Below are 23,834 nucleotides of genomic sequence, written 5' to 3'. Positions count from 1 at the left end.
GTGGCGCGGTCGTGGTGGTGGTGGGTGGCGCGGTGGTGGTCGTGGTCGTGGTGGTCGCGGTCTGTCGTTGCAGGAAGATGTGGGTCGTCCAGAGCGTGCCGTCGACGTCGATGTAGACACCGATGCCTGCGTACTGGAACACCGGGTTCAGGAGGTTCTCCTTGTGGAGGGGAGAGGCCATGAAGGCATCGAAGAGTATGGCGCACGTGCCGCCGACACCCACGTTCTCGCCCCACATCACCCAGTCGCTCGGGAGGTACGGGGCGAGGTCACCGGTCGTGGAGTGGTAGATGCTCCCGTCGTCCGCCATGGCCTGCGAATGGATTCGTGCGTAGCCTGCCAGGGATGCGTCCCGCTGGAGTGTCTGTGCACCGGTCGCCGTCCTGGCGGCATTGATCTTGGAGAGAAAGCAGGCTTCTGCGTCCGACGTTGCGTCTGCAAGCGCCGGCGAGGCGACGAGCAGAACCATTGCGAGACCGAGGACGAGCGCGAAGAGCGCGCCTATCAGCCCAGAGCGAGTTTCGTGCCCAGCGTCCACGAGTCAGATATCGGCAAGAACGCCCCGGGCTTGAGCCGATCACCCCACGGCCGCGTCGGCGGCGAGGTCCCCGAGCCCGGTGGGAAGTGTGTCGTCCTTCACAGGAGTTGAGCCGCCTCCCTGTCGACCATCCAGACGACATCTGCTGCGCCGTCCAGCATCCTCGCCGCAGGTGTCGACGCTGCCCCCTGCAGGGTGCTCTTGAGGGCCCGCGCCTTGCCTGCACCCGAGACGAGGAAGATGATTCGCTGCGCGGCCCACAGCAAGGGGAGAGTGGCGGTGAGCCGCCACGCGTCCTTGGCCGGTACCCAGTTGGAGACGTACAGGCGGTCACGTTCATCGACTGCGGCGGTGTCGGGGAACAATGATGCGGTGTGGCCGTCATCTCCGAGGCCGAGTAGCACGAGGTCGGGGCCGGGGTGTCCATGTGCCGAAGGGAGGACCTCCTGCAGGGCCTCCTCGTAGAGCAAGGCGGCTTGTTCCGGCCCGTCGACCCACGGGACCTCGAGGAGCGTTGCAGGCACGTGGTCGAAGAGAGTGGTCGAGGCCATCGTCGCGTTGCGATCGGGATGTCCCGGTGGCACCCACCGCTCGTCGGGGAGCCACGCCACGACACCGTCCCACGGCACGTCCTGGCTCCTGAGCCGCTCGTAGGTGGCCCTCGGCGTGTTGCCACCCGCGAGCCCGAGGGTGGTCATGCCACTCCGAATCTGAGCGGCGATCAGAGAGGAGGCCTCGTCTGCAAGCGTCGCGGCGTCGGCGAAAACCTCGAGTTGCATCGTCACCGTCCCCGCGTGTGCTCGTGCAGAGCCTATCGACTTTCGAGGAACAAGCTCTGGTGCGTGGAACCTCGGCGGTTTCAGGCGCCGGCCACCTGGCTTTGCGCTTCGAGCGCAATCACTTTGTTCAGCCGGCGGACGTGCCGTTCCTCGCCATCGAAACGTGCATCGATGAATGTCATCACGATCTCGTCTGCGAGTGAGGGGCCGATGACCCTGCTCCCCACGGCCAGGACGTTGGCGTCGTCGTGCTCGACCGACTGGTGGGCGGTGTACGTGTCGTGACAGAGCGCTGCCCTGATTCCGTGCAGTTTGTTCGCCGCGATCGCCGCACCCGCGCCCGATCCGCAGACGACGACGCCACGATCGGCTCTCCCCTCCCGAACCGTGCGGCCCACCGCCGCCGCGTAGTCGGGATAGTCGACGGGATCCTCGGAGTAGGTGCCAACGTCGACGACGGCATGCCCGGCTTCCGAGAGCAGGCGTCCGAAATGCTCCTTCATCACGTACCCGGCGTGATCTGCTCCGATTGCGATGCGCATTGATTCCTCCGGTTCGCACCAAGGCTACCCGTACAATGCAGACGATGGACAGTATCAGCGTCACCGGGGGCGTTCCCCTCCACGGAACCGTAAACGTTCACGGCGCGAAGAACGCCATCCTCAAAGAAATGGTCTCGGCGATCCTCGCACCCGGGATGCACGAGCTCGTGAACGTGCCGAAGATCGTCGACGTCGAGCTGATGGCGGAAGTGCTCGAGCACATCGGTGTCTCTTGTGTGTTCAGGGGCCGGACGCTCACGATGGACACCACGGCGCAGCTCGTGCCCGAGGCCCCTCTCGACCTCGTCCGAAAGATGCGGGCTTCGATCGTCGTGATGGGTCCCCTGCTGGCAAGGAGCGGCCGGGCGTGTGTGGCGTTTCCCGGTGGAGATGATCTTGGAGCGCGACCGATCGACATGCATCTCTCGGGACTCGAGAAGATGGGCGTGTGCTTCGAGCTCGAACATGGAGTGCTCGAAGCGAGCGTGGTGGGGCGGCTCCGAGGAGCCGAGATCGGCCTCGAGTTCCCGAGTGTGGGGGCATCGGAGAACCTGCTGCTCGCAGCGGTGCTCGCCGACGGTGAAACGGTCATCCGCAACGCCGCCCGCGAACCGGAGATCCAGGACCTCTGCACCCAGTTGACGGAGATGGGGGCGATCATCGAAGGAGCAGGGACCTCCACCCTGCAGATCAAAGGGGTCCAGGAGCTGCATCCGGTGCGCCACGAGGTGATCCCGGACCGGATCGCGGCGGGCACGTACGCCGTGGCGGGGGCGATCACCGGCGGGGACGTGCGCGTCGAAGGCTGCGTACCGGAGCATTTGCGGATGGAACTGCGCAAGCTCGACACCGCGGGTTGCGATGTCGACGTCGGCGACGACTGGATTCGGGTCGTGGGACCGGAACGTCCTCGAGCCGTCGACTTCGCGACGCTTCCCTTCCCCGGATTCCATACGGACATGCAGCCGCAGATGGTCGCGCTGTTGAGCGTCGCCGCGGGCAGCTCGGTCGTGACCGAGAACCTCTACGACGCCCGGTTCCGCTATGTGGGCGAACTCATGCGCATGGGCGCCGACATCACCGTCGAATGGCAGCATGCCGTGATCCGAGGCGTCGATCGTCTCTCCGGCTGTCCGGTCATCGCTCCCGATATCCGTGCCGGAGCCGCCCTCGTGCTCGCGGGACTTCGAGCCGAGGGGCAAACGACGATCGGCGACGTATTTCATATCGATCGCGGGTACGAGGGTTTCGTCGAGGAGCTTTCGGCACTCGGAGCCGATATTCATCGTGCGTAGCATCTCGGCCGTATCGGCACTGCTGCTGATCGTCATGATGGTGCCGCCGGCCGCGGCTCAGGAGACGACGACCAGCGGTCCGTACCGCTCGGTGACGATCGTACCGGGCGACGGCGTGACGCTTTCATGGAACGGCCGCCACTATGCGGGCTCTCTCGAGGTGACGTCTGCTTCCGATGGCCTCGTCCTGCTGGACCATGTGGGCGTCGACGACTATCTGCTCGGGATTCAGGAGGTGCCGTTTTCGTGGCCTGAAGCTGCGCTGCAGGCACAGGCGGTCGCCGCCCGCACGTATCTGGCCTGGACACTGAGGAGAGGTCGAGCCGGTTCCGGGAAGACCTACGGGTTCGACATCTGCGCCTCCTCGGCGTGTCAGGTGTACGGAGGGCTCGACCAGGTCGCCTCGGCCGCGGGGAAACGCTGGGAAGCCGCCGTCGAGTCGACGAGCGGTCAACTGCTTCTCTACAAAGGCAGGCCGGCGCTTGCGATGTACAGCTCGACGACCGGGGGCAGAACCAGGAACTATGAAGACGTCTACGCAGGACGGTCGCCGATCCCCTACCTTCGTGCGGTCCCGTCGCCGGGAGAGGAGTCTGCGTTTGCCGATTGGCGCTACGAGGTGCGCGGCAGCATTCTCGAAGATGTTCTGAGAGACGCCGGCCTCATCGACGGGGTGCTGGTCGACGTCGTGGTCACCGAAACCGAAGACGGTGGTGGTCCGTGGAAGGTCGAGATCCGCAGTACCGGAGGAACGACCCGGATGACGGCCACGGAGTTTCGCGGTGTGATGAACCGGTGGGGGCCACGCGCACACCCCGACATCTTCCCCGCGTCTCGACCCGACGGCGGACCGTATCCGCAGACGGTGCTGTCCCCGACCTTCGACGTTCGCAAGCAGTGGCACTTTCCCGACTCGTTCCGCTCGGGGTACATCGACGTGTATCCGGTCTACGAGTTCGAGGGGCATGGATGGGGTCACATGGTGGGCATGAGCCAGTACGGGGCCAAGGCGATGGCCGAGGCAGGCAAGGACTACGGTCAGATTCTCTCTCACTACTACACCGGCCTCGCTCCGGAGGCGGCGGACGACCTCTTGCCCGAAGCGATCACCGTCGGTCTCGACTGGAAGGAGCAGACACTGCGGATCTCGGCAGATGGGCCGGTGAGCGTCGTCGTCGATGGACAGACGATCGCCGCCGACGCGATCGGGTCGTGGCGGTTTACTTACGAGGGCGGTGTCATGCTGATACCGCCGGAGGGTTTCGGCCTGCCGCCGACGCTTCGCGACGTGCCGGAGATGATCACGGGCACCACCGGGAGGTCTCTACTGGTGTCGGTGACCGTCACGGCCCCGGCTCGGGTTCGCCTCGTCGTCTTCCGGGGGGCGCAGGTGGTCACCGAGACTCCATGGAAGACGCGCGAGGCAGGGCCGGTGTCGCTGATCTGGGATGGTGCCGCCACCGGGGAGGTCGCCGCGCCCGGTCCGTACCGATTGATGGTCGAGGCCCGCAACACCGAAGGCTCCGCGACGGTGTTCCTGACCGCAGTACTCACGGACTGACGCAGTGCCGATCGTAGTTTTGTAGGGCTTTGGTGCCGGTACACTGCTGCCCACATGACCGCGCACGAAACAACAGCGAACAGTGAAATCGATCTCGAGACGCTGGAAGCGACACTCGAGTACATTCGTCCCGCCCTTCAGGCCGACGGCGGCGACCTGATCCTTCTCGGCGTCGAAGGCGGCACCGTCAACCTACAGCTCGTCGGAGCATGTGGCGGGTGTCCGCTGTCGACCATGACGCTCAAGGCGGGCATCGAGCGAATCCTGACCGATCGAGTGCCCGGCGTGGAAGAAGTCAACGCGATCTGATCGGCAATGACTTGCGCTGAGCTCTGGGAGAATCCAGACTCCTGCGTATGCCCCATTCCCTGGTCGTGGCCGCACTCGAAGGTGATCGACGTTCCCTCGCGCGTCTGATCAGCCTCGTCGAGGACGATCGTCCCGACGCGGCGCAGGTGCTCGCCGAGCTGTTCCCCCGGTCGGGGAATGCATACGTTCTCGGACTCACCGGCGCTCCGGGCTCAGGCAAGTCGACACTCACATCGTTGCTGATCGACCGCGTTCGCAGCGAGGGTCATCAGGTCGCGGTCGTGGCGGTCGACCCATCGAGCCCGTTCACCGGGGGAGCGATACTGGGCGACAGGATCCGTATGCAGGAGCATGCCTCCGACGTGGGCGTCTACATTCGATCGATGGGCAGCCGCGGGCATCTTGGCGGAGTGTCGGAGGCCACCCCGAAGGGAATCCTGATCCTCGACGCCATCGGGTTTCCGTACATATTCGTCGAGACCGTCGGTGTCGGGCAGGCAGAGGTCGAGATCGTGGAGAGTGCAGACACCACGATCGTCGTTCTCAACCCGGGTTGGGGCGACAGCATCCAAGCCAACAAAGCGGGCCTCCTGGAGATCGGCGACCTCTTCATCGTCAACAAGGCAGATCGTCCCGGTGTCTCCGAAACGATCCGAGATCTCAACCAGATGCTCGATCTTGGAGGGGATCGGCGGTGGCGTCCGCCTGTGCTGGCGACCGTGGCCACGACAGGGGAGGGAATCGATGCCGTCTGGGATGCGGTGCGAAAGCATCGAGCTTTTCTGGAGGAGAACGGAGACCTGTCGGAACGTCGCGCAGCCAGGCTCAGAGGGGAGCTGAAGCGGGCGCTCGCGTCCGAGTTGACCCGTAGGGCCGAGGTGGAAGCAGGAGACGGCCGCTTTTCGAGGATTGCAGCCGAGGTGATCCGGCGCGAGGTCGATCCGTGGACCGCCGCCAGGGAGATGTTGGACGGCTAGCCGGCGGTCATCGGTCCCTCGCGCACTACGCTCGGAGAAACGTCGTCGGAGGAGACTTCCGTGCAGTTCGTCGAGTACACCATCGATGGTTCCGTGGCCGTGGTCCGGCTGAATCGACCGCCCGTCAACGCCCTGTCTGCGGCCGTTGCCGAAGAGTTGGCGGAGGCGTTCGCCGCCGCCGCCGACCCCTCTATCCGAGCAGTTGTCATCACCGGCGAACCACATTTCGCCGCCGGCGCCGATATCAAGGAGTTCCAGGCTGCGTTCGAGGCCGGTGCGCAAGACAATCTGGCCTCCGATCTCGGTGGCGTCGTCTTGGCATTCGAGCGACTCGCCAAACCGACGATCGCCGCCGTCCGCGGCTTCGCGCTGGGGGGAGGCCTCGAGCTCGCGATGGGAGCGGACTTCCGCTATCTCTCCGCCGACGCAAGGGTCGGCCAGCCCGAGATCCTGCTGGGGATCATCCCTGGTGCCGGTGGGACGCAGCGACTCGCCCGCCTGATCGGTCAACAGAAGGCGAAGGAGCTGATCTTCGGCGGTCGGTACGTGTCCGCAGACGAGGCGCTGGCCCTCGGGATCGCCGACCGTGTCGTCGACGACGTGTTCGAGGCTGCGCTCGAAGATGCCCACACGTGGGCAACCGGCCCGACCGTCGCCTACGGCGCCGCGAAGCGGGCGCTCAACGAGGGACTGCGACTTCCTCTCGAGGAAGGGCTCGCCGTCGAGCGCGAAGGTTTTGCCGAAGCCTTCCGGAGCGCAGATGCTCGCGAAGGGGTGCAGGCATTCCTGGCCAAGCGCACCGCAGCGTTCGTGGGGGAGTGAGGGACGAACCGAGGCCGATGGGGTAGAAGCCGCCCCGACGCGCCGCGACGGCCCTTTGGGGCCGCCGCGGTCCCCGTCCCTGGTCCGGGTACCCTACCTCTCTTCGCAGAGGAGAATAGTATCAGATACAACAGTGCGTTTCAACGTCGGATCAGGTAGGCTGGCCTTGATGTTGAGCGAAGTCGTGGATTCCAAGGAGCGGTTGCTGGCTGCCGCCTGGGATCTGGTCATCGCGTCGTTCTCGGGCGAGGAGGACGGTCGAGCGATCAAGGCGAGCCCGCGTGTGTTCGATCAGCTCACCGCCGCTCGGATTTCGCGCCACGCCGGATTGACAACCGGAGCGTTCTACAACCGTTGGCTCGACAGGGAAGCCTTCATGGCCGACTTCCTCGAGTACGCGTTGTCCATCTCCCGATCGCAGGCGATGCTGGGCGTTGCAGAATCCCTGGCGGAGATCGGTTCCGTCGGTCCTGCCGAGATGGCCATCGAGACGATCAAGCGGACGATCGAGGCGAACATCCACGATCCGGCATTCGCGATGCAACTGTATCTGTGGGCGCTCGCCAAGAACCGCAAAGAGGTGGTCGACGACCTTCGCGTCGGTTATCGGGAAACGCGCGAAGGATTGCAGATGCTTCTCGAGGGCTTTCTTGAAGCCGCAGGACGTGAGTTCCGCCCACCCTTCACCAACGACCTGGCCGCATCGATGATGATCGCGCTGGTCGAAGGCGCCACTCTGCAACATGCGATCGACCCCGAAGCGTTCGATCTCGAGCAGGTGGGGAATGCCGTCATCGCCATCTGGGCGGCCATGTCGCGAGTACCCGGTGACGAGCGAACGGGCACCGACATCTTGATCGACGGTCTCTGAAACCGACGAATCGTGGGACAATCCGGGAATGCTCTACCTCGACCATGCTGCAACGACGCCGTTTCGTCCCGAGGCGCTCGCGGCGATGCGTTCCGTCGGCTTCGGGAACCCGTCGGGGATCCATGGTGTCGCGCGAAAGGCCAAAGATCTCCTCGAGGACGCCAGGGAACGCGCAGCGGGGCTGATCGGGGCGCGTCCGAGCGAGATCGTCTTCACCGGCGGCGGAACCGAGGCGGATAACCTCGCCGTCGTCGGTTCGGCAATCGCCTCGGGAGCCTCGGTGGTGACCTCTGCGGTCGAGCACGACGCCGTGCTCGAGAGTGCGGCCTTTCTGAGCCGAATGGGTCATCGAGTGGAGGTGATCGGGGTGGATCGACTCGGGAGAGTCGATCCGGAACGAGTGGCCGCGGCGACGGCGCAAGGGTCTTCGATCGTCTCGATCATGGCTGCGAACAACGAGACGGGAGTCGTCGAACCGGTCGGCGACATCGTCGCAGCGGTCAAGAGGGTGTCGCCGGGCGCCATCGTGCATACGGACGCCGTGCAGGTCTTCGCATCCGAGCCTGTCGACGTCGACGCGCTGGGCGTCGATCTACTGACCCTCGCAGCGCACAAGTTTGGCGGTCCGAAAGGTGTCGGTTTGCTGTACGTGCGCGGTGGTACCCAACTGGAACCGCTGCTCCACGGTGGCGGACAGGAGGCGGGTCTGCGATCGGGAACGCAGAACGTGGCAGGGATCGCCGGGATGGCCGCAGCGATGGAGGCCGCAGTCGCCGACAGGGAACGATTCCGGAGCGACGTCGGCGAGGCCCGACATCGCTTCGAAACGCGACTGATCGACGGGATCGAAGGCCTCGAGATCAACGCACCGTTGGATGGACGGTTGATCCAGCACTCGCACGTTCGGATCCCGGGTGTCCGCAACGACACGGTCCTGATTCGCCTCGATCGCGAGGGTGTGGCCGCATCGGCAGGCTCGGCGTGCCAGAGCGGAGCTGCCGACATGAGCCACGTGTTGAAGGCGATGGGGTTCTCGAGTACCCGGGCGAGGGAGTGCCTGCGGTTCAGCTTCGGATGGACGACGACCCCCGACGACGGGGACGCGGCCGCGGTGGCGGTCCTCGAGGCGATCGAGGGCCTGCGGTGAGAGTGCTCGCCGCGATGAGCGGAGGTGTCGACTCCTCCGTCGCCGCGGCGCTCATGGTCGAGGAGGGACATGACGTGATCGGGGCGACCCTCAAGCTCTGGGAGGGCCCCGACGGCAGGCTGCCTTCCCGGGGATGCTGCACGCTCTCGGACTCCGAGGATGCGCGCAGGGTCGCCGCCAGGATCGGCATCGCCTACTACGTTCTCGACGCCACCGAGGAGTTCCGTGCAGGAATCGTCGATCCGTTCATCGCCGACTACCTGCAGGGACGAACCCCCAACCCGTGTATCGAATGCAACCGGATCGTCAAGTTCGATCATCTGCTGCGATGGGCGCGTGATCTCGACTGTGACCTCGTCGTCACCGGCCACTACGCGCGCATCCTGCATGAGGTCGACGGGTTTCGACTCTTGCGCGGCATCGATCGGGACAAGGACCAGTCCTACGTGCTCTCCATGCTCGGGCAGGAGCAACTGCGGATGCTTCGCTTCCCTGTCGGAGGTCGCCGGAAGGAGGCGGTTCGTGGGATCGCTGCGGGCCTCGGACTCCGAACCGCCGAGAAGCCCGACAGTCAGGACATCTGCTTCGTCGACGACGACTATCGGGCGTTTCTCCGCCGTGAAGTGCCTGCCGCCGCCCGTCCGGGACCGATTCTCGATGAGGACGGCTCCGTCGTAGGCGGCCATGACGGGGTGGTGGACTTTACGATCGGTCAGCGCAAGGGCCTCGGAGTCGCGTTCGGCGAGCCGAGATACGTGCACGAGATCCGGCCCTCCTCGGCGACCGTCGTCATCGGTCGCCGGGGGGCCGTACGGTTTGCCGGGTTGCGGATGGCGCATCCGTCGTGGGTGGCCGGCCACCCACCGGCGCCCGGGCCGACACACGTGCAGATTCGCGCCCACGGGGAGCCCCTTCCGGCCGTTCTCGATGACGATGCGCGCACGGTGCACTTCTCCGTTCCTCAGGACGACGTCGCTTCTGGACAGACGGCGGTCCTCTACGAAGGCGAGCAGGTGCTGGGAGGAGGGACGATCACGGAAACGCTGCGAGAATGAGCCGCCATGGGCTCTGAGATCGAGGATCTTCGCGAACGGATCCGGTACCACGACTACCGGTACTACGTGCTCGACGAACCCGAGATCTCCGATTTCGAGTACGACGAGTTGATGCGCAGACTGCGCAAGCTCGAAGCGGAGCATCCCGAGCTCGTCACTCCCGATTCGCCGACGCAGCGGGTCGGTTCGCCGATTTCGGATCAGTTCGCTCCGGTGCGTCACCGAGAACCGATGTTCTCGCTCGACAACATCGAATCGTTCGAGGAGTTGGAGGCCTGGGAGGCTCGCATCGTGCGGATGCTCGCGGCGCCTCCGGACAGTTACGTCTGCGAGCTCAAGATCGACGGTCTCGCCGTGTCGCTCGTCTACGAAGAGGGCTCGCTGGCGGTGGCGGCCACTCGGGGGGACGGCACGGTCGGTGAGGACATCACCGCGAATGTGCGGGCCATCAACGCGATACCGCTGCGACTACTCGGCGATGCGCCGGCGGTGCTCGAAGTCCGAGGCGAGGTGTACATGCCGGACGCGGCATTCGAAGAGCTCAACAGGCGCCAATCCGAGGCGGGCGACCAGCTGTTCGTGAACCCCCGGAACGCCGCCGCCGGATCCCTACGCCAGAAGGACCCTGCCGTCACCGCTTCGAGAAACCTGTCGGCGTGGATGTACCAGCTCGGCACGGTGGAGGGCGGTCCCGTCCTGGAAACCCATTGGGACGCACTCGAGTGGCTGCGCAGCCTGGGCTTCCCGGTCAACCCGGCGTCGGAACGAGTTCAGGGCCTCGGTGAGGTCGAGGCGTACCTGCGAAATGCGGAGGAGACACGGCACGCGAGGGGGTATGCGACCGACGGCGTCGTGATCAAGGTGAATCGTTTCGAGGAGCAGCGGGCGCTCGGTTTCACCGCGCGGGCTCCCCGGTGGGCGATCGCCTACAAGTTCCCGCCCGAGGAACAGGTGACCCGCCTGCTGGATATCCGCATCGGGGTCGGCCGAACGGGAAGGGTGACGCCGTACGCGGTCCTGGAGCCGGTTTTCGTCGGTGGGGCGATGGTGAGCCGTGCGACCCTGCACAACGAAGACGAGGTGCATCGCAAGGACGTCCGGATCGGTGACGAGGTGATCGTGCGCCGGGCCGGGGAGGTGATCCCCGAAGTGGTCGGCCCGATCGTGTCGCGCCGTGACGGCTCCGAACGGGTCTGGACGATGCCGGCCGAGTGCCCGTTCTGCGGCAGTCCCATCGTCAAGCCCGAGGGGGAGAAGGTCGCCCGCTGCACCGGCGGGCTCACGTGTCCGTCGCGGCTGCGGGAATGGCTGTTCCACTTCACGTCGCGCAGCGCCTTGGACATCGAGGGGTTGGGGTACAAAACGATCGATCTGCTCATCAAGGAAGGACTGATTCGTGACCCCGCCGACATCTTCTTCCTGGAGCCGGACGACCTCGAGGGGCTCGAAGGATGGGGTGACGTGTCCGTCGCCAACCTCATGGAGGCGATCGCCGACGCGAAACACCGGCCGCTCTCGAAGCTGCTGATCGGTCTCGGCATCCGCCACGTCGGTGAAACGGTCGCCCGAGCGCTTGCGCGCAGGTTTCACACCATCGACGCGCTGCTGGCGGCATCCGAAGAGGAGATCGCGGCGATCGAAGGGGTCGGTCCGGTCATCGCAGAGTCCGTGCACGCATGGGCCCAGTCGCCCGAGACGGTGGCGCTGATCGAGAAGCTGCGGGCCGCAGGGGTGCAGCTCACCGAAGACACCTCCGAGGATGAGGATCTCCTCGCGGGGCTGCGGGTGGTGCTGACGGGAAGACTCGAAGGTTGGTCGAGAGACGAGGCGAAAGAGGCCATCGAAGCTCGCGGGGGGACGGTGGTCGGGTCGGTCTCGAAGAGAACCTCGGTCGTCGTGGCAGGCGACTCGCCGGGTTCGAAACTGGCGAAGGCGCAGAGCCTCGGGATACCGGTGATCGATACCGAAGGTTTCGAGCGGCTGCTCACGCGAGGCCCGGCCGTTCTGGAAGACTGAACGTGGCCGGAACGGCCGACTACCGTTCCGGTATGCATGTCAATCCCGTACTCACCTCGCTCGGCACCTACCCGATGGCACCGCTACAGGAGAAGGCCAGGGCGATGCGCGCCGCAGGGGAGACCCTGACCGACTTCTCGCTCGGAGACCCGCGGGAGCCGACGCCACCGTTCATCCCGGAGGCGCTGAAAGCGGCCGTTCCCGAGGTTTCCCAATACCCGACGACGGCAGGCACACCGGAGCTGAGAACGGCGGTGGCGGCGTATGTGCATCGGCGTTTCGGTGTCGCCGTGAACCCGGCGACACAGGTGCTCGCCACGGCCGGTTCGAAAGAGGCGATCTTCTCGACGGCACTCGCCTTCGTGAACCGGGACGCCGGCGACGGGGTCATCTGGCCGACTCCCGCGTACCCGGTGTATGCACGCGGCGCGCTCCTCGCAGGAGCCGTTCCCCTGCCGGTCCAGCTCGACGCGAGCTTCGTACTCGGACCAGACCAGATCGATGAAGACGCGTGGATCAAGGCATCGATGCTGTGGGTCAACTATCCGCACAACCCGACCGGTGCCGTCGCGACCTCCGACGAACTGGCCGCGATCCACGACAGGGCCAGGGCGACCGACACCCTTGTCTGCTCGGACGAGTGCTATGCCGATATCTACGAATCCGAACCACCGCCTTCGATGCTGCAGGTCGCGGATGAGGACCTCACGGGACTTCTGGTGTACCTGAGCCTCTCCAAACGGTCGGGGATGACCGGCTACCGGAGTGCGGCGATCGTCGGAGATGCCGATGCGATCGCCCTGCTTCGCGAACTTCGCTCGTCGACCGGTACCGCGGCGCCGGAATTCGTTCAGGCCGCGGCAGTAGCCGCATGGTCCGACGATGCACACGTTGCGGTGCGCAGGGCGGTGTTCGGTCGGAAGCGAGCGGTGTTGAGGAAGGCCTTCGAGGATCTCGGGTACACGGTCGCCGCCTCCGAGGGCGCTCTGTATCTGTGGGTCAACGTCGGTGACGACACGGCCGTGGCGAAGCGGCTGCTCGATTACGGAGTCGTCGTTTCGCCGGGAAGCGTGTTCGGGGCCGGTGGTGAGGGCTACATTCGTCTTGCACTCGTTCCGACGGTGCAAGAGTGCGAAAGAGCGGTGGAGGTGCTGCGTTCATGTCTGACCGGGAACTGATCGAGGCCGCATACGAGGACCTCTCGCTACTCGAGGGGGCCCGTGATGCGGTGGACAGAACCGTCGCAGCCCTGGATGAGGGGGTGCTGCGTGTCGCGGAGAAGATCGACGGTGTCTGGACGGTGAACCGTTGGGTGAAGGAAGCCATCATGCTCTTTTTCCGGCTCCAGGCGGTCAGGACGATGACTGCCGGGCCATTCGAGTACCACGACAAGATCCCCACGAAGCGCAACCTTGCGGACGCCGGGGTGCGGGTGGTCCCGCCGGGGACGGTTCGGTACGGTGCTTTCTGTGAGCCGGGCGTGGTCGTCATGCCCGGCTACGTGAACATCGGTGCATACGTGGGCTCCGGGACGATGATCGACACCTGGGCGACGGTCGGGTCCTGCGCCCAGGTCGGTCGGGACGTGCACATCTCCGGCGGGGTCGGAATCGGCGGCGTTCTGGAGCCGCCGGGCGCTCGCCCGGTCATCGTGGAGGACGGAGCATTTGTCGGCAGCCGCTGCATCCTCGTCGAGGGCGTGCTCGTCGAGCAGGGTGCGGTGCTCGGCGCCAACGTCGTGCTCAGCTCGAGCATCCCGATCATCGACGTGACGGGACCCGAACCGATCGAATACCGTGCGCGTGTCCCCGAACGCTCCGTGGTCATCCCCGGGACACGGGCGAAGGACTTCCCTGCCGGCACCTATCAGCTTCCCGCCGCCCTCATCATCGGGAGGCGGTCCGCGTCGACCGATGACAAGACCTCGCTCAACGACGCGTTGCGAACCTTCGAGGTCCAGATATGAACGAGCTCGTTCGCACCCTCATCGAGATCATCGACATTCCGTCGGAGACCGGCGGCGAAGGTCGGCTGGCCACCCACATCACCGAGCGGTTTCTGCCGATCTGGGGCAGAACGGCGGTTACACGCATCGGGAACAGCGTCCTCGTCGGCAAGCGGACCGGACGACCCCTCGTGCTGCTGCTCGGTCATCTGGACACGGTTCCCTCCCAGGGCCAGGGGCTTGCGCACGTGGCCGATGGGCGGGTGGTCGGCTTGGGCGCTTCCGACATGAAGGCGGGGCTCGCGGTCATGATGCACCTGCTTCTCGATGCCGACGTTGTGATCGGCCCGTACGACGTCATCGGAGTTTTCTACGACAAGGAGGAAGGCTCTGCGGACGAGAACGGGCTCGAACCGGTTCTCGAGTATGCAGAATGGCTTTCCGATGCGGTGTTTGCGATCGTGTTGGAACCCACCGATCTCGAGCTCCAGTTGGGGTGTGTCGGGGCGATCAACGCGACCGTATGTTTCGAGGGTGTGGCTGCACATTCCGCTCGGCCATGGACCGGAGAGAATGCAATCACCAAGGCCGGACGGTGGCTGGCCGCGCTGCATGAGCGTGAGCCCGAAGTCGTCGATGTCGCGGGTCTGGAGTTTCGTGAGGTCGCCACCGTGACCATGATCCGGGGTGGGGTCGCCCGCAACATCGTTCCGGCGGCCGTCGAGATCAATCTCAACTATCGGTTCGCTCCGAACCGCTCACTCGATGATGCCGAGGCCAGACTCCGAGAGATCGCGTCCGACGCAGACAGCATCGAGATCGTCGATCGTGCACCTGGCGCGCCGATACCGGAGGGGAGCCCATATCTGCGGGCGCTGATCGACGCGACCGGCGCCGTCGTACGGCCGAAACAGGCGTGGACCGATGTGGCCCGGCTCGCCGGAAGGGGCGTACCCGGTGCCAACTACGGCCCCGGTGAGACCTCGCGTGCCCACCAGGTCGACGAGAGCGTTCCCATCGACAACCTTCAGAGCGCGTTCGATGCGCTGCGACGCTTTCTCATCAGCGAAGAGCCGTTCTCGTGACGCTTCACGGGAATAATCCGGCTCAACCGTCACGAGAACGGGTTAGGTGGTGTGGTACTTGAACGAGACCTTGACCTTGGCCCGGTAGGCGACCACCTGACCTTGCTCGCCAAGCTGCAGATCGAGGTCGGCGATCTCCGCGACGCGCAGGTCCTGCAGCGAATTCGATGCTGCGGCGACTGCACTGGTCGCTGCCTCCTCCCACGACGTTGGGCTCGTCCCGACGAGCTCGATCACCTTGTACACGGCCATCTCTTCCTCCTGCGTCGACACGATGCCATTGTCACCCAAGTCCGTCGCTTCGGGAAGGGGGCAATGTTCAGTGATCGAGGACGGCCCGGTACACGTCCATGTACTCCCCCGCGGCACGGTCCCACGACCAGTCCCGCTGCATGCCCCTGCGCTGCATGGTCCGCCAGATGCCGCGCCGGTGATCATGGATGCGGCGGGCGCGTCGAATCGTCTTGGTCAGCTCCCGCGCGTCGAACAAACGAAAACCGAAACCGGTCGCCTCGTCCGGCAGCTCGTCGACGTCGATGACCGTGTCGGCCAGACCTCCCGTCAGCCGGGCGATCGGAAGGCTGCCGTACCGCATCGCGTACATCTGTCCGAGGCCGCACGGTTCGAAACGCGATGGCATGACATAGGCATCGGAGCCGGCGAAGACGAGCCGGGAGAGCGACTCGTCGTATGGGCCGTGCCAGACCGCCGTCGGATGCCTGGCCGCCCATCCGTCCACCATCTCGTCGAGGTCTCCGTTTCCCACGAGGATCAGTCGGAACCCCTCATCGACGAGACGATCGAGATGGTCGTCGAGGAGATCCAGTCCCTTCTGCTCGGTCATCCGGCCGACATTGCCAAGCAGGAAACCCTCTTCGAGACCTGCCACGGACAGGAGTGCCGACTTCGCCTCATCCCGTCCACGCAACCTCCTGGCGGTGAACGGTGCCGGCAGGGCGGCATCGTTGGACGGGATCCAGTGGGAGACATCGATTCCGTTGAGGATCCCTTGCACCGGATGATCGAGCCAGCGGATCACCTCGCTCAGACCTGCGGTCACCTCGAGGTCGGACATGATCTGGGCTGCGAAAGAAGGGCTGACGGTGATGACCCTGCTCGCGCCGACGAGGCCGGCCTTGAGGTAGTTCGCCTGCCCGTACCACTCGAGCGATCCGCCCAGACGGCGGTGGCGGGGATGGACGCCGAGGATGTCGGCAGATTCCTTCAGGGGACCGAGCAGCGGATACGAGGCATTGTGCACGGTCAGGACGGACGGGGTATCGGTGAGGAGGACCGCCGGGGCCGGTTGGCCGTCGTTGACATGCAGAAGATCAAAACTGCCCGCGAGTCCTCCGACCAGTTTCGCGAACCGACCCCAACGCCACCATTCGTCCTCGTATGCAGTCCCCGGCGTCGGGCCGTAGATGCCATCTCGATCGAATGCCTCGGGATCTTCGAGTGCCAAGACGCCGATCCCGTCGACATCGATACGGCGTGCAGGCACCGGCTCAGTCACGGGTATCCCTGCATCCGCCAGATGTCGATAGCGAGGAATGACGACGGTGACATCGACGTCGAGACGTCGCAGTGCACCGGCAAGGCCGGCAACCGCCTCTCCGAGGCCCCCCGTACGAGCCAGCGGCGCATATTCGGCTGCTGCGATCAGTATGTTCACGGTCCGGCCCCACGATGTTGCGGATGCTCACGTTAGTGGGCTTCGAAGAAGATCCGTTACCGTAGGGGTTGCGAGCGGGAGGTATCGTTGCAGCGTCGGTTGTCGGAGGAATTCACTGTCGATCCGGCAGATGTCGCCGGCCTGATCGAAGAGACGCGGTTGGTGCTGGCGGGAGTCGGCGACCACGACGAAGGGAATCTCGAACAGTTCGTGCGAGATCGCCTCGTTGCCCGTTCCATCCTCGGCAAGGGATCGAAGACACCTGCGGTGATCTTCGTCTGTGTTCACAATGCAGGTCGCAGCCAGATGTCGGCGGCGTGGGCCCGGCACCTTGCGGGGGACCGGTTGATCGTGTTCGCCGGTGGGTCGAATCCGGGCCGTGAAGTCAATCCGCAGGCCGTCGAGGCGATGGCCGAGATCGGCATCGACATGTCCGAGGCGTTTCCGAAGCCGTTCACCGACGACATCGTCGAGGCGTCGGATGTCGTCGTGACGATGGGGTGCGGAGATGCCTGTCCCTACTTCCCGGGGAAGCGATACATCGACTGGGAGCTTCCCGATCCTCACGGGCAGCCCATCGAGGCCGTCAGGGCGGTACGTGACGAGATCGGGCGCAGAGTCGAGGCACTTCTGGAAGAGATGTTGGGCTCCGGGTCCTGAAGGAAGCGGGCGGCAACCGATGCGGTTTGTGCCTCGTTTGCCGCCTAACATCGGCGCATGCCCATCAACATCGACATCGCCTATGTGGCGCGGCTCGCCCGTATCGATCTGTCCGATGAGGAACTGGACCGGTACCGGGATCAACTCGGAGTGATTCTCGACCACGCGGCGAGGGTGCAGCAGCTTCCGACCGATGGCGTTCGGCCGACCTCCCATCCGCTTTCGATGGTCAACGCGTTCCGTCCGGACGATGTACGGCCTTCCCTCGAGCGCTCCGTCATCCTCGATCAGGCTCCGGCAACCGAGGACGGGTACTTCCGGGTGCCGCCCGCGATGGAGACCTGATGACCGACCTGACGGATCTCACCGTCCGGCAGGCAGCCGAACTGCTGCGTTCCGGAGAAACCTCCGCGGTCGAACTCCTCGAAGCCGTGAAGGAGCAGGCCGCCCGGACAGAGGCCGAGTTGCACGCGTACCTGACGCTGGACCAGGAAGGCGCCCGCGCCGCCGCGGTCGCGGCCGACGAGTCCTTCGGCAGGGGCGAGGATCTCGGACCGCTCCAAGGCATCCCTGTCGCCGTCAAGGACAACATGGTCACAAGAGGTGTCGAAACGACCGCAGGCTCGCAGGTCCTCGCCGGTTACACCCCGCCCTACGACGCGACGGTCGTGAAAGGGCTTCGCGCCGGCGGAGCCGTTCTCGTCGGCAAGACGAACCTGGACGAATTCGCGATGGGGTCTTCCACGGAGAACTCGGCGTACGGACCCAGTCGGAACCCGTGGGATACCGATCGGGTCCCCGGCGGCTCCTCGGGAGGATCGGCGGTCACCGTCGCGGCAGGATCCGCGCTCGCGGCCCTCGGTTCCGACACCGGAGGTTCGATCCGCCAGCCTGCGTCGCTGTGCGGTGTCGTCGGCATGAAGCCGACCTACGGCCTCGTATCCCGCTATGGGCTGATCGCCTTCGCGTCCTCCCTGGACCAGATCGGTCCGATCACCCGCACGGTGGAGGACTCCGTCTCCGTCCTCGAGACCATCATCGGACACGATCCCATGGACGCGACGTCGTACCGGGGAGAGGCTCCCGAGTTTCGCTCCGGTCTCGACGAGGGTGTCTCCGGCATTCGGATCGGGGTGGTCCGGGAGCTCTCCGGTGAGGGAATCGAACCGGACGTCCTCGACGCATTCACCAGACAGGTCGACAGGCTCTCGGACGCCGGCGCCGACATCGTCGAGGTCTCACTGCCGTCGACCGAGTACGCCCTGTCGACGTACTACCTGATCGCTCCGGCCGAGTGCTCGGCGAACCTGGCACGATTCGACGGGGTTCGCTACGGCAACCGGGTCGACGGGGGGACTGTCGAAGAGATGATGGCCCGCACCCGACACGCCGGGTTCGGTCCGGAAGTGACCCGTCGCGTGCTGCTGGGCACGTACGCGCTCTCTGCCGGCTACTACGACGCGTTCTACGGACAGGCACAGCGTGTCCGCACGCTCGTGATCGCGGACTTCACGGAGGCGTACGCGAACGTCGACGCGCTCGTCTCACCGACGAGTCCGACCACGGCATTCGCGTTGGGCGCTCGGACGCAGGATCCCCTGTCGATGTACATGAGCGACATCTGCACGATCCCTTCGAACCTTGCCGGAGATCCCTCGATCAGCGTCCCCGTGGGCGTGGATGCGAAGGGACTCCCCATCGGCTTCCAGGTGATGGCGCAGGCACTCGGGGAACGCATGCTGTTCAGGGTTGCGGCCGAGGTCGAGCGTCTGGCGGAGTTTCGGCGGTTGCCGTCTCGAAAGGTGGCGCCATGAGCTACGAGGCGGTCATCGGGATCGAGACACACGTCGAATTGAAGACACGGTCGAAGATGTTCTGCGGATGTTCGGCCGAGTTCGGTGCCGAGCCGAACACGCACACCTGTCCGGTGTGTCTTGGACTGCCAGGTGCGCTGCCGGTGCCCAACGAGCAGGCCATCGAGTGGATCGTCGCCATCGGCCTGGCGTTGGATTCGACGATCGCTCCGTGGTCGGTCTTTCACCGCAAGAACTACTTCTACGCGGACATGCCGAAGAACTACCAGATCTCACAGTTCGACATTCCCATCTGTTCAGATGGTCACCTCGACGTCATCGCGGAAGGGGAGCTCGCGCGGATCGGGGTGACCAGGGTGCACATGGAAGAGGACACCGGGAAGTCGACACATGTCGGCGGCGACGGCCGGATTCAGAGCGCCGACTACACCCTGTTGGACTTCAACCGTGCCGGTGTACCGCTCGTCGAGGTCGTCTCGGAGCCGGACCTTCGAAGCCCCGCACAGGCTCGCGCCTACGTTCAGGAGCTGCGGGAGATCGTGGCGACGCTCGACGTCTCGGATGCGAGGCTGGAGGAGGGCAGCATGAGGTTTGACGCCAACATCTCGCTGCGTCCGCAAGGCTCCGAAGCGCTTGGTGTCAAAGTGGAGATCAAGAACATGAACTCGTTTCGCTCGCTGGAGCGCGCGTTGACGTTTGAGATCGAACGGCAAAGGCGGCTCCTCGACGCCGGAACGCCGGTCAGCCAGGAGACCCGGCACTGGGACGAGGCCGCGGGTGTGACGCACAGCATGCGGTCCAAAGAGGAGAGTTCGGACTACCGCTACTTCATGGAACCGGACCTCGTGCCGATCGTGGTCTCCGACGAGTGGCGCGAACGTATTCGGGCCGGACTTCCCGAGCTGCCGGCCCGGCAACGTGTGCGCTACATCGCCCTCGGGCTCGATCCGGGCACGGCTGCAACGCTGGTGGCAGGGGGCCTTGGGAGTCTCTTCGAGGTGGCGGTCGGCGCGGGTGGCAAGGCCCGCACCGTGGCAAACTGGTTGACCGGTGAGGTCACCGCCTACCTGCGCAGAGAAGGCGGGAAACTGTCCGATACGTCCATTTCCGGAGAGGCGCTCGCAGAGCTGTGTCGCCTCGTCGATGGTGGCGACCTGTCCATCAGCGCGGCGAAAACCGTTCTCGAAGGCGTTCTGAGCGGTGAGGGCTCACCGAGAGAGGTCGCCGAGCGGCGCGACTTGCTCCAGTTGAGCGACGTGGGCGTGCTCGAGGCGGTCGTGGATGAGGTGCTCGGCGCCAACCCGAAGGAGGCGGATCGGCTCAGGACCGGGGACATGAAGGTGCTTGGCTTCCTGATGGGACAAGTGATGCGGGCAACCAGAGGCAAGGCGGATCCGAAACTCGCCAACGAGATGCTGCGCTCCAGAGCATGACTCCCGTAGTGTTCGACTGTGATGGTGTCCTCGTCGACTCCGAAGCGCTTGCGTGGGATGCGTGGAGCGCGGTGCTCACACGATATGGGACAACCCCGAGCGACGCCGACATCGAGCTGTTGACGGGTCGTTCCGAAGCCGACGCCTACGACCATTTCGCCCGGCGAGTTGCCTTGCCGCCGTCTGGCCGCCTGTCCGAGGAGCTGGCCATCGCGATCTCGCAACGGTTCACAACGTCACTGGAAGCCTTTGAGGATGTCGAAGATACGCTGGAAGCCCTGGTGGCACGCGATGTCCCGCTCGCCGTGGCGTCGTCGAGCTCTCGGCGGCGCCTGGCCCTTTCGCTCTCTTCCACCGGCCTGGATCGCTTCTTTCAAGTCGTGGTCGCAGGGGACGAGGTCGACGCCGGCAAGCCTGAGCCGGATGTCTTCCTGGAAGCCGCTCGCCGGCTCGGCTTCTCGCCCGAGGTCTGTGTCGCCGTCGAGGATTCTCCTGCGGGCGTGATGGCGGCCAAGCGGGCAGGAATGTTCGTCGTGGGAGTCCAGCGCTCCGGATCCGCAGATCTGGGCGCGGCGGATCGAGTCGTTCCCCGTCTCACCCCGGCGTCCGTTGTCCTCGAGTAGCCGGTGGCCCGCTGTCTCTGACGGTCGACCGCCGAGTGTGATTAGGCTCCGTTCTGTGCAAAACGTGCCGCTGATCATCGCGATCGCAGCAGCAGTGCTCGTCGGCTTCTGGCTGCTGAAGAAACTCGTCAGACTCGCCCTCTGGGCGGCCGTGATCGGCGCCGTCGCCTGGCTCTGGTACTTCAAGATCCGATGAGCTTTCTCGCGGATGTGATCCGCCAGGCGGTGGAGATCATCGGCCGGTTCGGAGCCGAGCTACAGGCCGTCGTGTGGCTCACGCTCGTCGTGAGCGGAACGGCGACGCTGCTCGGCGTACTCGCAGGTGTTCCTCTGGGGGCTGCGCTCGGTCTTGGCCGATTCAGGGGGAGGAGGCTGCTCCTTGCGGCGGTGAACACCGGCATGGGGATGCCGCCCGTCCTCGCCGGCCTGTTGTTGTTGCTGCTGCTGTGGGGTGAAGGTCCGCTTGGATCGTGGGGGCTCATCTTCACTCCGATGGCGATGGTGATCGCCCAGACGATGCTCGCCATACCGATCGCCGCCGGTGTCACGTCCGGAGCCATCCGCGGCCTGCCCGGCGACGCTCACGAACAGCTCGCTGCGTTGCGCCTGTCGAAGGTGAGCCGTGCAAGAGTCGCCCTTCGAGAGGCGTGGCCCGGCGTTGTGGCAGCCGTGGCGGCCGCCTTCGGGCGCGTGGTCTCCGAAGTCGGTGCGGTCCTCATCATCGGCGGCAACATCCGGGGAGAGACACGAGTGCTGACGACAGCGATCGTTCAAGAAGCCCGCCAGGCTCGGTTCGGGGAGGCGCTGGCTCTCGGCATCGTCCTGATGGCCATTGCACTGGTCGTCAACCTCTCCCTGACGTGGCTGCAGGAGCGGGGCGCGTGAAGGTACTGACGAACTTGCGGTACGGGTCTGTCGTCACCGTTCCCGAGCTGATCCTCGACCCGAACGGAAAAGCGGTGATCTTCGGCCCGAACGGCGCCGGCAAGACGACCCTGCTGCGAATGCTGGCCGGACGGCTGCCGGGCCCTGCTCTCGAGACCGCCTACCTTCCTCAACGTCCGTACCTCTTCCGTGGAAGCGCAGGACACAACCTCGGACTGGGGCTGTCGAGTGAGCAGGCGGCGCGTGCCCGGCAACTGGTCGAGCGGTTCGGACTTGCACCGGAGGTGCTCAGGCGTCCGTCGGGCACGTTGAGTGGGGGAGAGCGTCAGCGTCTCGTCCTTGCACGCACGATTGCCCGACCGGAGCCGTGGGTTCTGCTCGACGAGCCTCTGGCGGCGCTCGACGTGCGAGATCGCATGGATGTCGCCCACGAGCTCGTGGCGGCGCTCGACGATCGTGGAGTGGTCATCGTGACCCACGACCGTGACGTGGCGGTTGCGATGGGAGATTCGGTGGCGGTGATGATCGATGGGGCCATCCAGCAGGTCGGCCCGGTCTCGGAGGTCTTCGCTCTCCCTGCCACAGAGAGGGTGGCGTCGGTGATCGGCACGGCGAACGTTCTCGAAGGTCGCACGTCGGGTTCGGTCCATCCGCTCGTTGCCCTCGACCTTGGAAGCGTCGAGGTGTGGGGCATGGGTTCGCTGCCTTCGGGCTCGTCCGCCAGGGCACTGTTCGGAGCGGAGGCCGTAACGATCTATGGGGGGGCGGCAAAAACCGGATCTGCACAAAACCACTGGCGCGGCAGGGTCGTCGACCTTCGGCAGGTGGATCGGCTCATCGAAGTCGTCGTCGACGTCGGTGTCAGAGTCGTCGCGCTCATCACGCCGGGTGCGCAGGCGATGCTCGACCTTCACTCCGGATCCGAGGTGACCGTTGCCGTGAAGGCCACCGCGGTTCGAATCGTTCCGACATGAGGCGGGCGCTCGTCGCTGTGATGATTGCGGCTCTGCTCGTGGGGTGCGCAGGAGGAGACCGGGTGATCGTCGCCGCCGGTACGACCGTGGTCGACTCCGGCTTCCTCGATGCGGTGATCGACATCTACGAGTCCGAGCATCCGGGAATCGAGGTGAGCGTCGTCGGCGATGCAACGAGTCGGGTGCTCGAGTTGGGGCGGCGCGAATCCGCCGACCTGCTCATCACCCACGCTCCCGATCAGGAGCGCCGGTTTGTCGATGAGGGGCTGGCGTTTCGGTACGCACCGTTCATCGACTCCAGATTCGTGATCGTGGCCCCTCCCGATTCCGGGCTGTCCGGTCCACCCGAGGAGATTCTGCGCGCGATCGCGCGGCGGTCCTTCCCGTTCGTCACCCGTGCCGACGGCTCCGGCACCAACGCGAAGGAGATCGAGTTGTGGCGAGACGCGGGGATCGATCCGACGGGCCGCCCCTGGTATATCGAAACCGGTCAGGGCATGGGATTCACGCTGCAGGTCGCTGATCAACGGAACGCCGCAACACTCGCGGAGCTCGGCGCGTATCTGGCCGCCGCGCCGACACTTTCGCTCGTGCCGGTGTCGTCGGACGATCCGCGGCTCGTCAACCCGTATCACCTCATCGTCGTGGCACACGCCTCGAATCGTGGAGCGGCCGCCGACCTTGCCGAGTGGCTGCTCTCACCGGATGGCCGTGCAGCGGAGAGACGGGTCGACCGGGAGCTCTTCGGCACGATCGTGTACGAGCCCACCGACGCAAACTCTTGAACCCAGGGCTCAGGGGGGTCGTCACGACCCCTACGAGCCCTGG

26 protein-coding genes are annotated in these 23,834 nt (G+C 65.4%); 21 read left to right on the top strand and 5 right to left on the bottom strand.

Annotation, left to right across the window (positions count from 1 at the left end; translation table 11 throughout):
• From GXP34_11525 to rpiB, 3 genes are all read right to left on the bottom strand, one after another.
• The coding region (locus GXP34_11525; GenBank protein NOY56601.1) for a CAP domain-containing protein at nt 1–538 on the bottom strand (538 nt) is incomplete at its 3' end.
• A gap of 98 nt (nt 539–636) precedes the next feature.
• Entirely contained in the window at nt 637–1,317 is a 681-nt protein-coding gene (gene pgl / locus GXP34_11520) for a 6-phosphogluconolactonase (GenBank protein NOY56600.1), read from the bottom strand.
• Between the two features lie 80 nt (nt 1,318–1,397).
• The gene (gene rpiB, locus GXP34_11515; protein ID NOY56599.1) at nt 1,398–1,859 is read right to left on the bottom strand and encodes a ribose 5-phosphate isomerase B; all 462 of its coding nucleotides are present in this window, start codon (nt 1,857–1,859) and stop codon (nt 1,398–1,400) included.
• A 44-nt stretch (nt 1,860–1,903) separates the two neighbouring features.
• On the opposite strand from rpiB, the gene murA reads away from it, so the two are divergent.
• The 12 genes from murA to dapE all read left to right on the top strand — a co-directional run bounded on the left by murA (nt 1,904) and on the right by dapE (nt 14,942).
• Nucleotides 1,904–3,154 (top strand): UDP-N-acetylglucosamine 1-carboxyvinyltransferase, encoded by a 1,251-nt coding sequence (gene murA / locus GXP34_11510; protein ID NOY56598.1) that lies wholly within the window; start codon nt 1,904–1,906, stop codon nt 3,152–3,154.
• The gene (locus GXP34_11505; protein NOY56597.1) at nt 3,147–4,715 is read left to right on the top strand and encodes a SpoIID/LytB domain-containing protein; all 1,569 of its coding nucleotides are present in this window, start codon (nt 3,147–3,149) and stop codon (nt 4,713–4,715) included. Before murA ends, GXP34_11505 begins: the two co-directional genes overlap by 8 nt.
• A 54-nt stretch (nt 4,716–4,769) precedes the next feature.
• Complete coding sequence (locus tag GXP34_11500) at nt 4,770–5,024, top strand: NifU family protein (GenBank protein NOY56596.1); 255 nt, start codon at nt 4,770–4,772, stop codon at nt 5,022–5,024.
• 41 nt (nt 5,025–5,065) lie between these two features.
• Complete coding sequence (gene meaB / locus GXP34_11495; protein ID NOY56595.1) at nt 5,066–6,001, top strand: methylmalonyl Co-A mutase-associated GTPase MeaB; 936 nt, start codon at nt 5,066–5,068, stop codon at nt 5,999–6,001.
• A 60-nt stretch (nt 6,002–6,061) separates the two neighbouring features.
• Nucleotides 6,062–6,823 carry an enoyl-CoA hydratase/isomerase family protein gene (locus tag GXP34_11490; protein NOY56594.1) on the top strand — a complete coding sequence of 254 codons (762 nt, stop codon included), beginning with the start codon at nt 6,062–6,064 and terminating at the stop codon, nt 6,821–6,823.
• A gap of 169 nt (nt 6,824–6,992) precedes the next feature.
• On the top strand, nt 6,993–7,694 hold the full coding sequence (locus GXP34_11485; GenBank protein NOY56593.1) for a hypothetical protein: 702 nt from the start codon (nt 6,993–6,995) through the stop codon (nt 7,692–7,694).
• Nucleotides 7,695–7,722: 28 nt separating this feature from the next.
• Nucleotides 7,723–8,841 carry a cysteine desulfurase gene (locus GXP34_11480; GenBank protein ID NOY56592.1) on the top strand — a complete coding sequence of 373 codons (1,119 nt, stop codon included), beginning with the start codon at nt 7,723–7,725 and terminating at the stop codon, nt 8,839–8,841.
• Nucleotides 8,769–9,896: a tRNA 2-thiouridine(34) synthase MnmA gene (gene mnmA, locus GXP34_11475; protein ID NOY56591.1), complete on the top strand. Its 1,128-nt coding sequence runs from the start codon at nt 8,769–8,771 to the stop codon at nt 9,894–9,896. The genes GXP34_11480 and mnmA overlap by 73 nt, the downstream gene beginning before the upstream one ends.
• Nucleotides 9,897–9,902: 6 nt before the next feature.
• Nucleotides 9,903–11,912, top strand: a complete 2,010-nt coding sequence (gene ligA / locus GXP34_11470) for an NAD-dependent DNA ligase LigA (protein ID NOY56590.1) — start codon at nt 9,903–9,905, stop codon at nt 11,910–11,912.
• A gap of 32 nt (nt 11,913–11,944) precedes the next feature.
• Complete coding sequence (locus GXP34_11465) at nt 11,945–13,090, top strand: aminotransferase class I/II-fold pyridoxal phosphate-dependent enzyme (GenBank protein NOY56589.1); 1,146 nt, start codon at nt 11,945–11,947, stop codon at nt 13,088–13,090.
• Complete coding sequence (locus GXP34_11460; GenBank protein ID NOY56588.1) at nt 13,072–13,878, top strand: 2,3,4,5-tetrahydropyridine-2,6-dicarboxylate N-succinyltransferase; 807 nt, start codon at nt 13,072–13,074, stop codon at nt 13,876–13,878. The genes GXP34_11465 and GXP34_11460 overlap by 19 nt, the downstream gene beginning before the upstream one ends.
• The gene (gene dapE / locus GXP34_11455) at nt 13,875–14,942 is read left to right on the top strand and encodes a succinyl-diaminopimelate desuccinylase (GenBank protein NOY56587.1); all 1,068 of its coding nucleotides are present in this window, start codon (nt 13,875–13,877) and stop codon (nt 14,940–14,942) included. Before GXP34_11460 ends, dapE begins: the two co-directional genes overlap by 4 nt.
• Nucleotides 14,943–14,984: 42 nt before the next feature.
• Here the strand turns inward: dapE and GXP34_11450 are convergent, their stop codons facing one another.
• Together GXP34_11450 and GXP34_11445 are read right to left on the bottom strand one after the other, a co-directional pair.
• Nucleotides 14,985–15,194, bottom strand: a complete 210-nt coding sequence (locus GXP34_11450) for a dodecin domain-containing protein (protein ID NOY56586.1) — start codon at nt 15,192–15,194, stop codon at nt 14,985–14,987.
• 67 nt (nt 15,195–15,261) lie between these two features.
• On the bottom strand, nt 15,262–16,617 hold the full coding sequence (locus GXP34_11445; protein ID NOY56585.1) for a glycosyltransferase: 1,356 nt from the start codon (nt 16,615–16,617) through the stop codon (nt 15,262–15,264).
• Between the two features lie 306 nt (nt 16,618–16,923).
• On the opposite strand from GXP34_11445, the gene GXP34_11440 reads away from it, so the two are divergent.
• Genes GXP34_11440 through GXP34_11400 form a run of 9 tightly spaced genes read left to right on the top strand, consistent with a single transcriptional unit; the run spans nt 16,924 to nt 23,791 of the window.
• On the top strand, nt 16,924–17,277 hold the full coding sequence (locus GXP34_11440; GenBank protein NOY56584.1) for an arsenate reductase ArsC: 354 nt from the start codon (nt 16,924–16,926) through the stop codon (nt 17,275–17,277).
• A gap of 57 nt (nt 17,278–17,334) precedes the next feature.
• A complete protein-coding gene (gatC, locus tag GXP34_11435) occupies nt 17,335–17,622 on the top strand; it encodes an Asp-tRNA(Asn)/Glu-tRNA(Gln) amidotransferase subunit GatC (protein ID NOY56583.1) in 288 nt (95 codons plus the stop codon).
• Entirely contained in the window at nt 17,622–19,091 is a 1,470-nt protein-coding gene (gene gatA, locus GXP34_11430; GenBank protein ID NOY56582.1) for an Asp-tRNA(Asn)/Glu-tRNA(Gln) amidotransferase subunit GatA, read from the top strand. Before gatC ends, gatA begins: the two co-directional genes overlap by 1 nt.
• Nucleotides 19,088–20,524 (top strand): Asp-tRNA(Asn)/Glu-tRNA(Gln) amidotransferase subunit GatB, encoded by a 1,437-nt coding sequence (gatB, locus tag GXP34_11425; protein ID NOY56581.1) that lies wholly within the window; start codon nt 19,088–19,090, stop codon nt 20,522–20,524. The genes gatA and gatB overlap by 4 nt, the downstream gene beginning before the upstream one ends.
• Nucleotides 20,521–21,147, top strand: a complete 627-nt coding sequence (locus GXP34_11420; GenBank protein NOY56580.1) for an HAD family phosphatase — start codon at nt 20,521–20,523, stop codon at nt 21,145–21,147. Before gatB ends, GXP34_11420 begins: the two co-directional genes overlap by 4 nt.
• A 55-nt stretch (nt 21,148–21,202) precedes the next feature.
• A complete protein-coding gene (locus GXP34_11415; GenBank protein NOY56579.1) occupies nt 21,203–21,343 on the top strand; it encodes a hypothetical protein in 141 nt (46 codons plus the stop codon).
• Nucleotides 21,340–22,032, top strand: coding sequence for an ABC transporter permease subunit (locus GXP34_11410; protein NOY56578.1), 693 nt, complete (start codon nt 21,340–21,342; stop codon nt 22,030–22,032). Before GXP34_11415 ends, GXP34_11410 begins: the two co-directional genes overlap by 4 nt.
• Entirely contained in the window at nt 22,029–23,006 is a 978-nt protein-coding gene (locus GXP34_11405) for an ATP-binding cassette domain-containing protein (protein NOY56577.1), read from the top strand. The genes GXP34_11410 and GXP34_11405 overlap by 4 nt, the downstream gene beginning before the upstream one ends.
• Nucleotides 23,003–23,791 (top strand): solute-binding protein, encoded by a 789-nt coding sequence (locus GXP34_11400; protein ID NOY56576.1) that lies wholly within the window; start codon nt 23,003–23,005, stop codon nt 23,789–23,791. The genes GXP34_11405 and GXP34_11400 overlap by 4 nt, the downstream gene beginning before the upstream one ends.
• Nucleotides 23,792–23,834: the final 43 nt, after the last annotated feature.

It is taken from the genome of Actinomycetota bacterium (assembly GCA_013152275.1).
Classification (GTDB): Bacteria; Actinomycetota; Acidimicrobiia; order Spongiisociales; family UBA4744; genus BMS3Bbin01.
This window is presented reverse-complemented; position numbering and strand designations above follow the sequence as displayed.

What these genes read in the sequence shown, in the direction of transcription:
- dapE (NOY56587.1), top strand. Translation starts at nt 13,875, where the DNA reads ATGAACGAGCTCGTTCGCACCCTCATCGAGATCATCGACATTCCGTCG.
- GXP34_11420 (NOY56580.1), top strand. Translation starts at nt 20,521, where the DNA reads ATGACTCCCGTAGTGTTCGACTGTGATGGTGTCCTCGTCGACTCCGAA.
- pgl (NOY56600.1), bottom strand. Translation starts at nt 1,317, where the DNA reads ATGCAACTCGAGGTTTTCGCCGACGCCGCGACGCTTGCAGACGAGGCC.
- gatA (NOY56582.1), top strand. Translation starts at nt 17,622, where the DNA reads ATGACCGACCTGACGGATCTCACCGTCCGGCAGGCAGCCGAACTGCTG.
- rpiB (NOY56599.1), bottom strand. Translation starts at nt 1,859, where the DNA reads ATGCGCATCGCAATCGGAGCAGATCACGCCGGGTACGTGATGAAGGAG.
- gatC (NOY56583.1), top strand. Translation starts at nt 17,335, where the DNA reads ATGCCCATCAACATCGACATCGCCTATGTGGCGCGGCTCGCCCGTATC.
- GXP34_11460 (NOY56588.1), top strand. Translation starts at nt 13,072, where the DNA reads ATGTCTGACCGGGAACTGATCGAGGCCGCATACGAGGACCTCTCGCTA.
- mnmA (NOY56591.1), top strand. Translation starts at nt 8,769, where the DNA reads ATGGACGACGACCCCCGACGACGGGGACGCGGCCGCGGTGGCGGTCCT.
- GXP34_11500 (NOY56596.1), top strand. Translation starts at nt 4,770, where the DNA reads ATGACCGCGCACGAAACAACAGCGAACAGTGAAATCGATCTCGAGACG.
- ligA (NOY56590.1), top strand. Translation starts at nt 9,903, where the DNA reads ATGGGCTCTGAGATCGAGGATCTTCGCGAACGGATCCGGTACCACGAC.
- GXP34_11465 (NOY56589.1), top strand. Translation starts at nt 11,945, where the DNA reads ATGCATGTCAATCCCGTACTCACCTCGCTCGGCACCTACCCGATGGCA.
- GXP34_11410 (NOY56578.1), top strand. Translation starts at nt 21,340, where the DNA reads ATGAGCTTTCTCGCGGATGTGATCCGCCAGGCGGTGGAGATCATCGGC.
- GXP34_11480 (NOY56592.1), top strand. Translation starts at nt 7,723, where the DNA reads ATGCTCTACCTCGACCATGCTGCAACGACGCCGTTTCGTCCCGAGGCG.
- murA (NOY56598.1), top strand. Translation starts at nt 1,904, where the DNA reads ATGGACAGTATCAGCGTCACCGGGGGCGTTCCCCTCCACGGAACCGTA.
- GXP34_11440 (NOY56584.1), top strand. Translation starts at nt 16,924, where the DNA reads ATGTCGGCGGCGTGGGCCCGGCACCTTGCGGGGGACCGGTTGATCGTG.
- gatB (NOY56581.1), top strand. Translation starts at nt 19,088, where the DNA reads ATGAGCTACGAGGCGGTCATCGGGATCGAGACACACGTCGAATTGAAG.
- GXP34_11450 (NOY56586.1), bottom strand. Translation starts at nt 15,194, where the DNA reads ATGGCCGTGTACAAGGTGATCGAGCTCGTCGGGACGAGCCCAACGTCG.
- GXP34_11485 (NOY56593.1), top strand. Translation starts at nt 6,993, where the DNA reads ATGTTGAGCGAAGTCGTGGATTCCAAGGAGCGGTTGCTGGCTGCCGCC.
- GXP34_11400 (NOY56576.1), top strand. Translation starts at nt 23,003, where the DNA reads ATGAGGCGGGCGCTCGTCGCTGTGATGATTGCGGCTCTGCTCGTGGGG.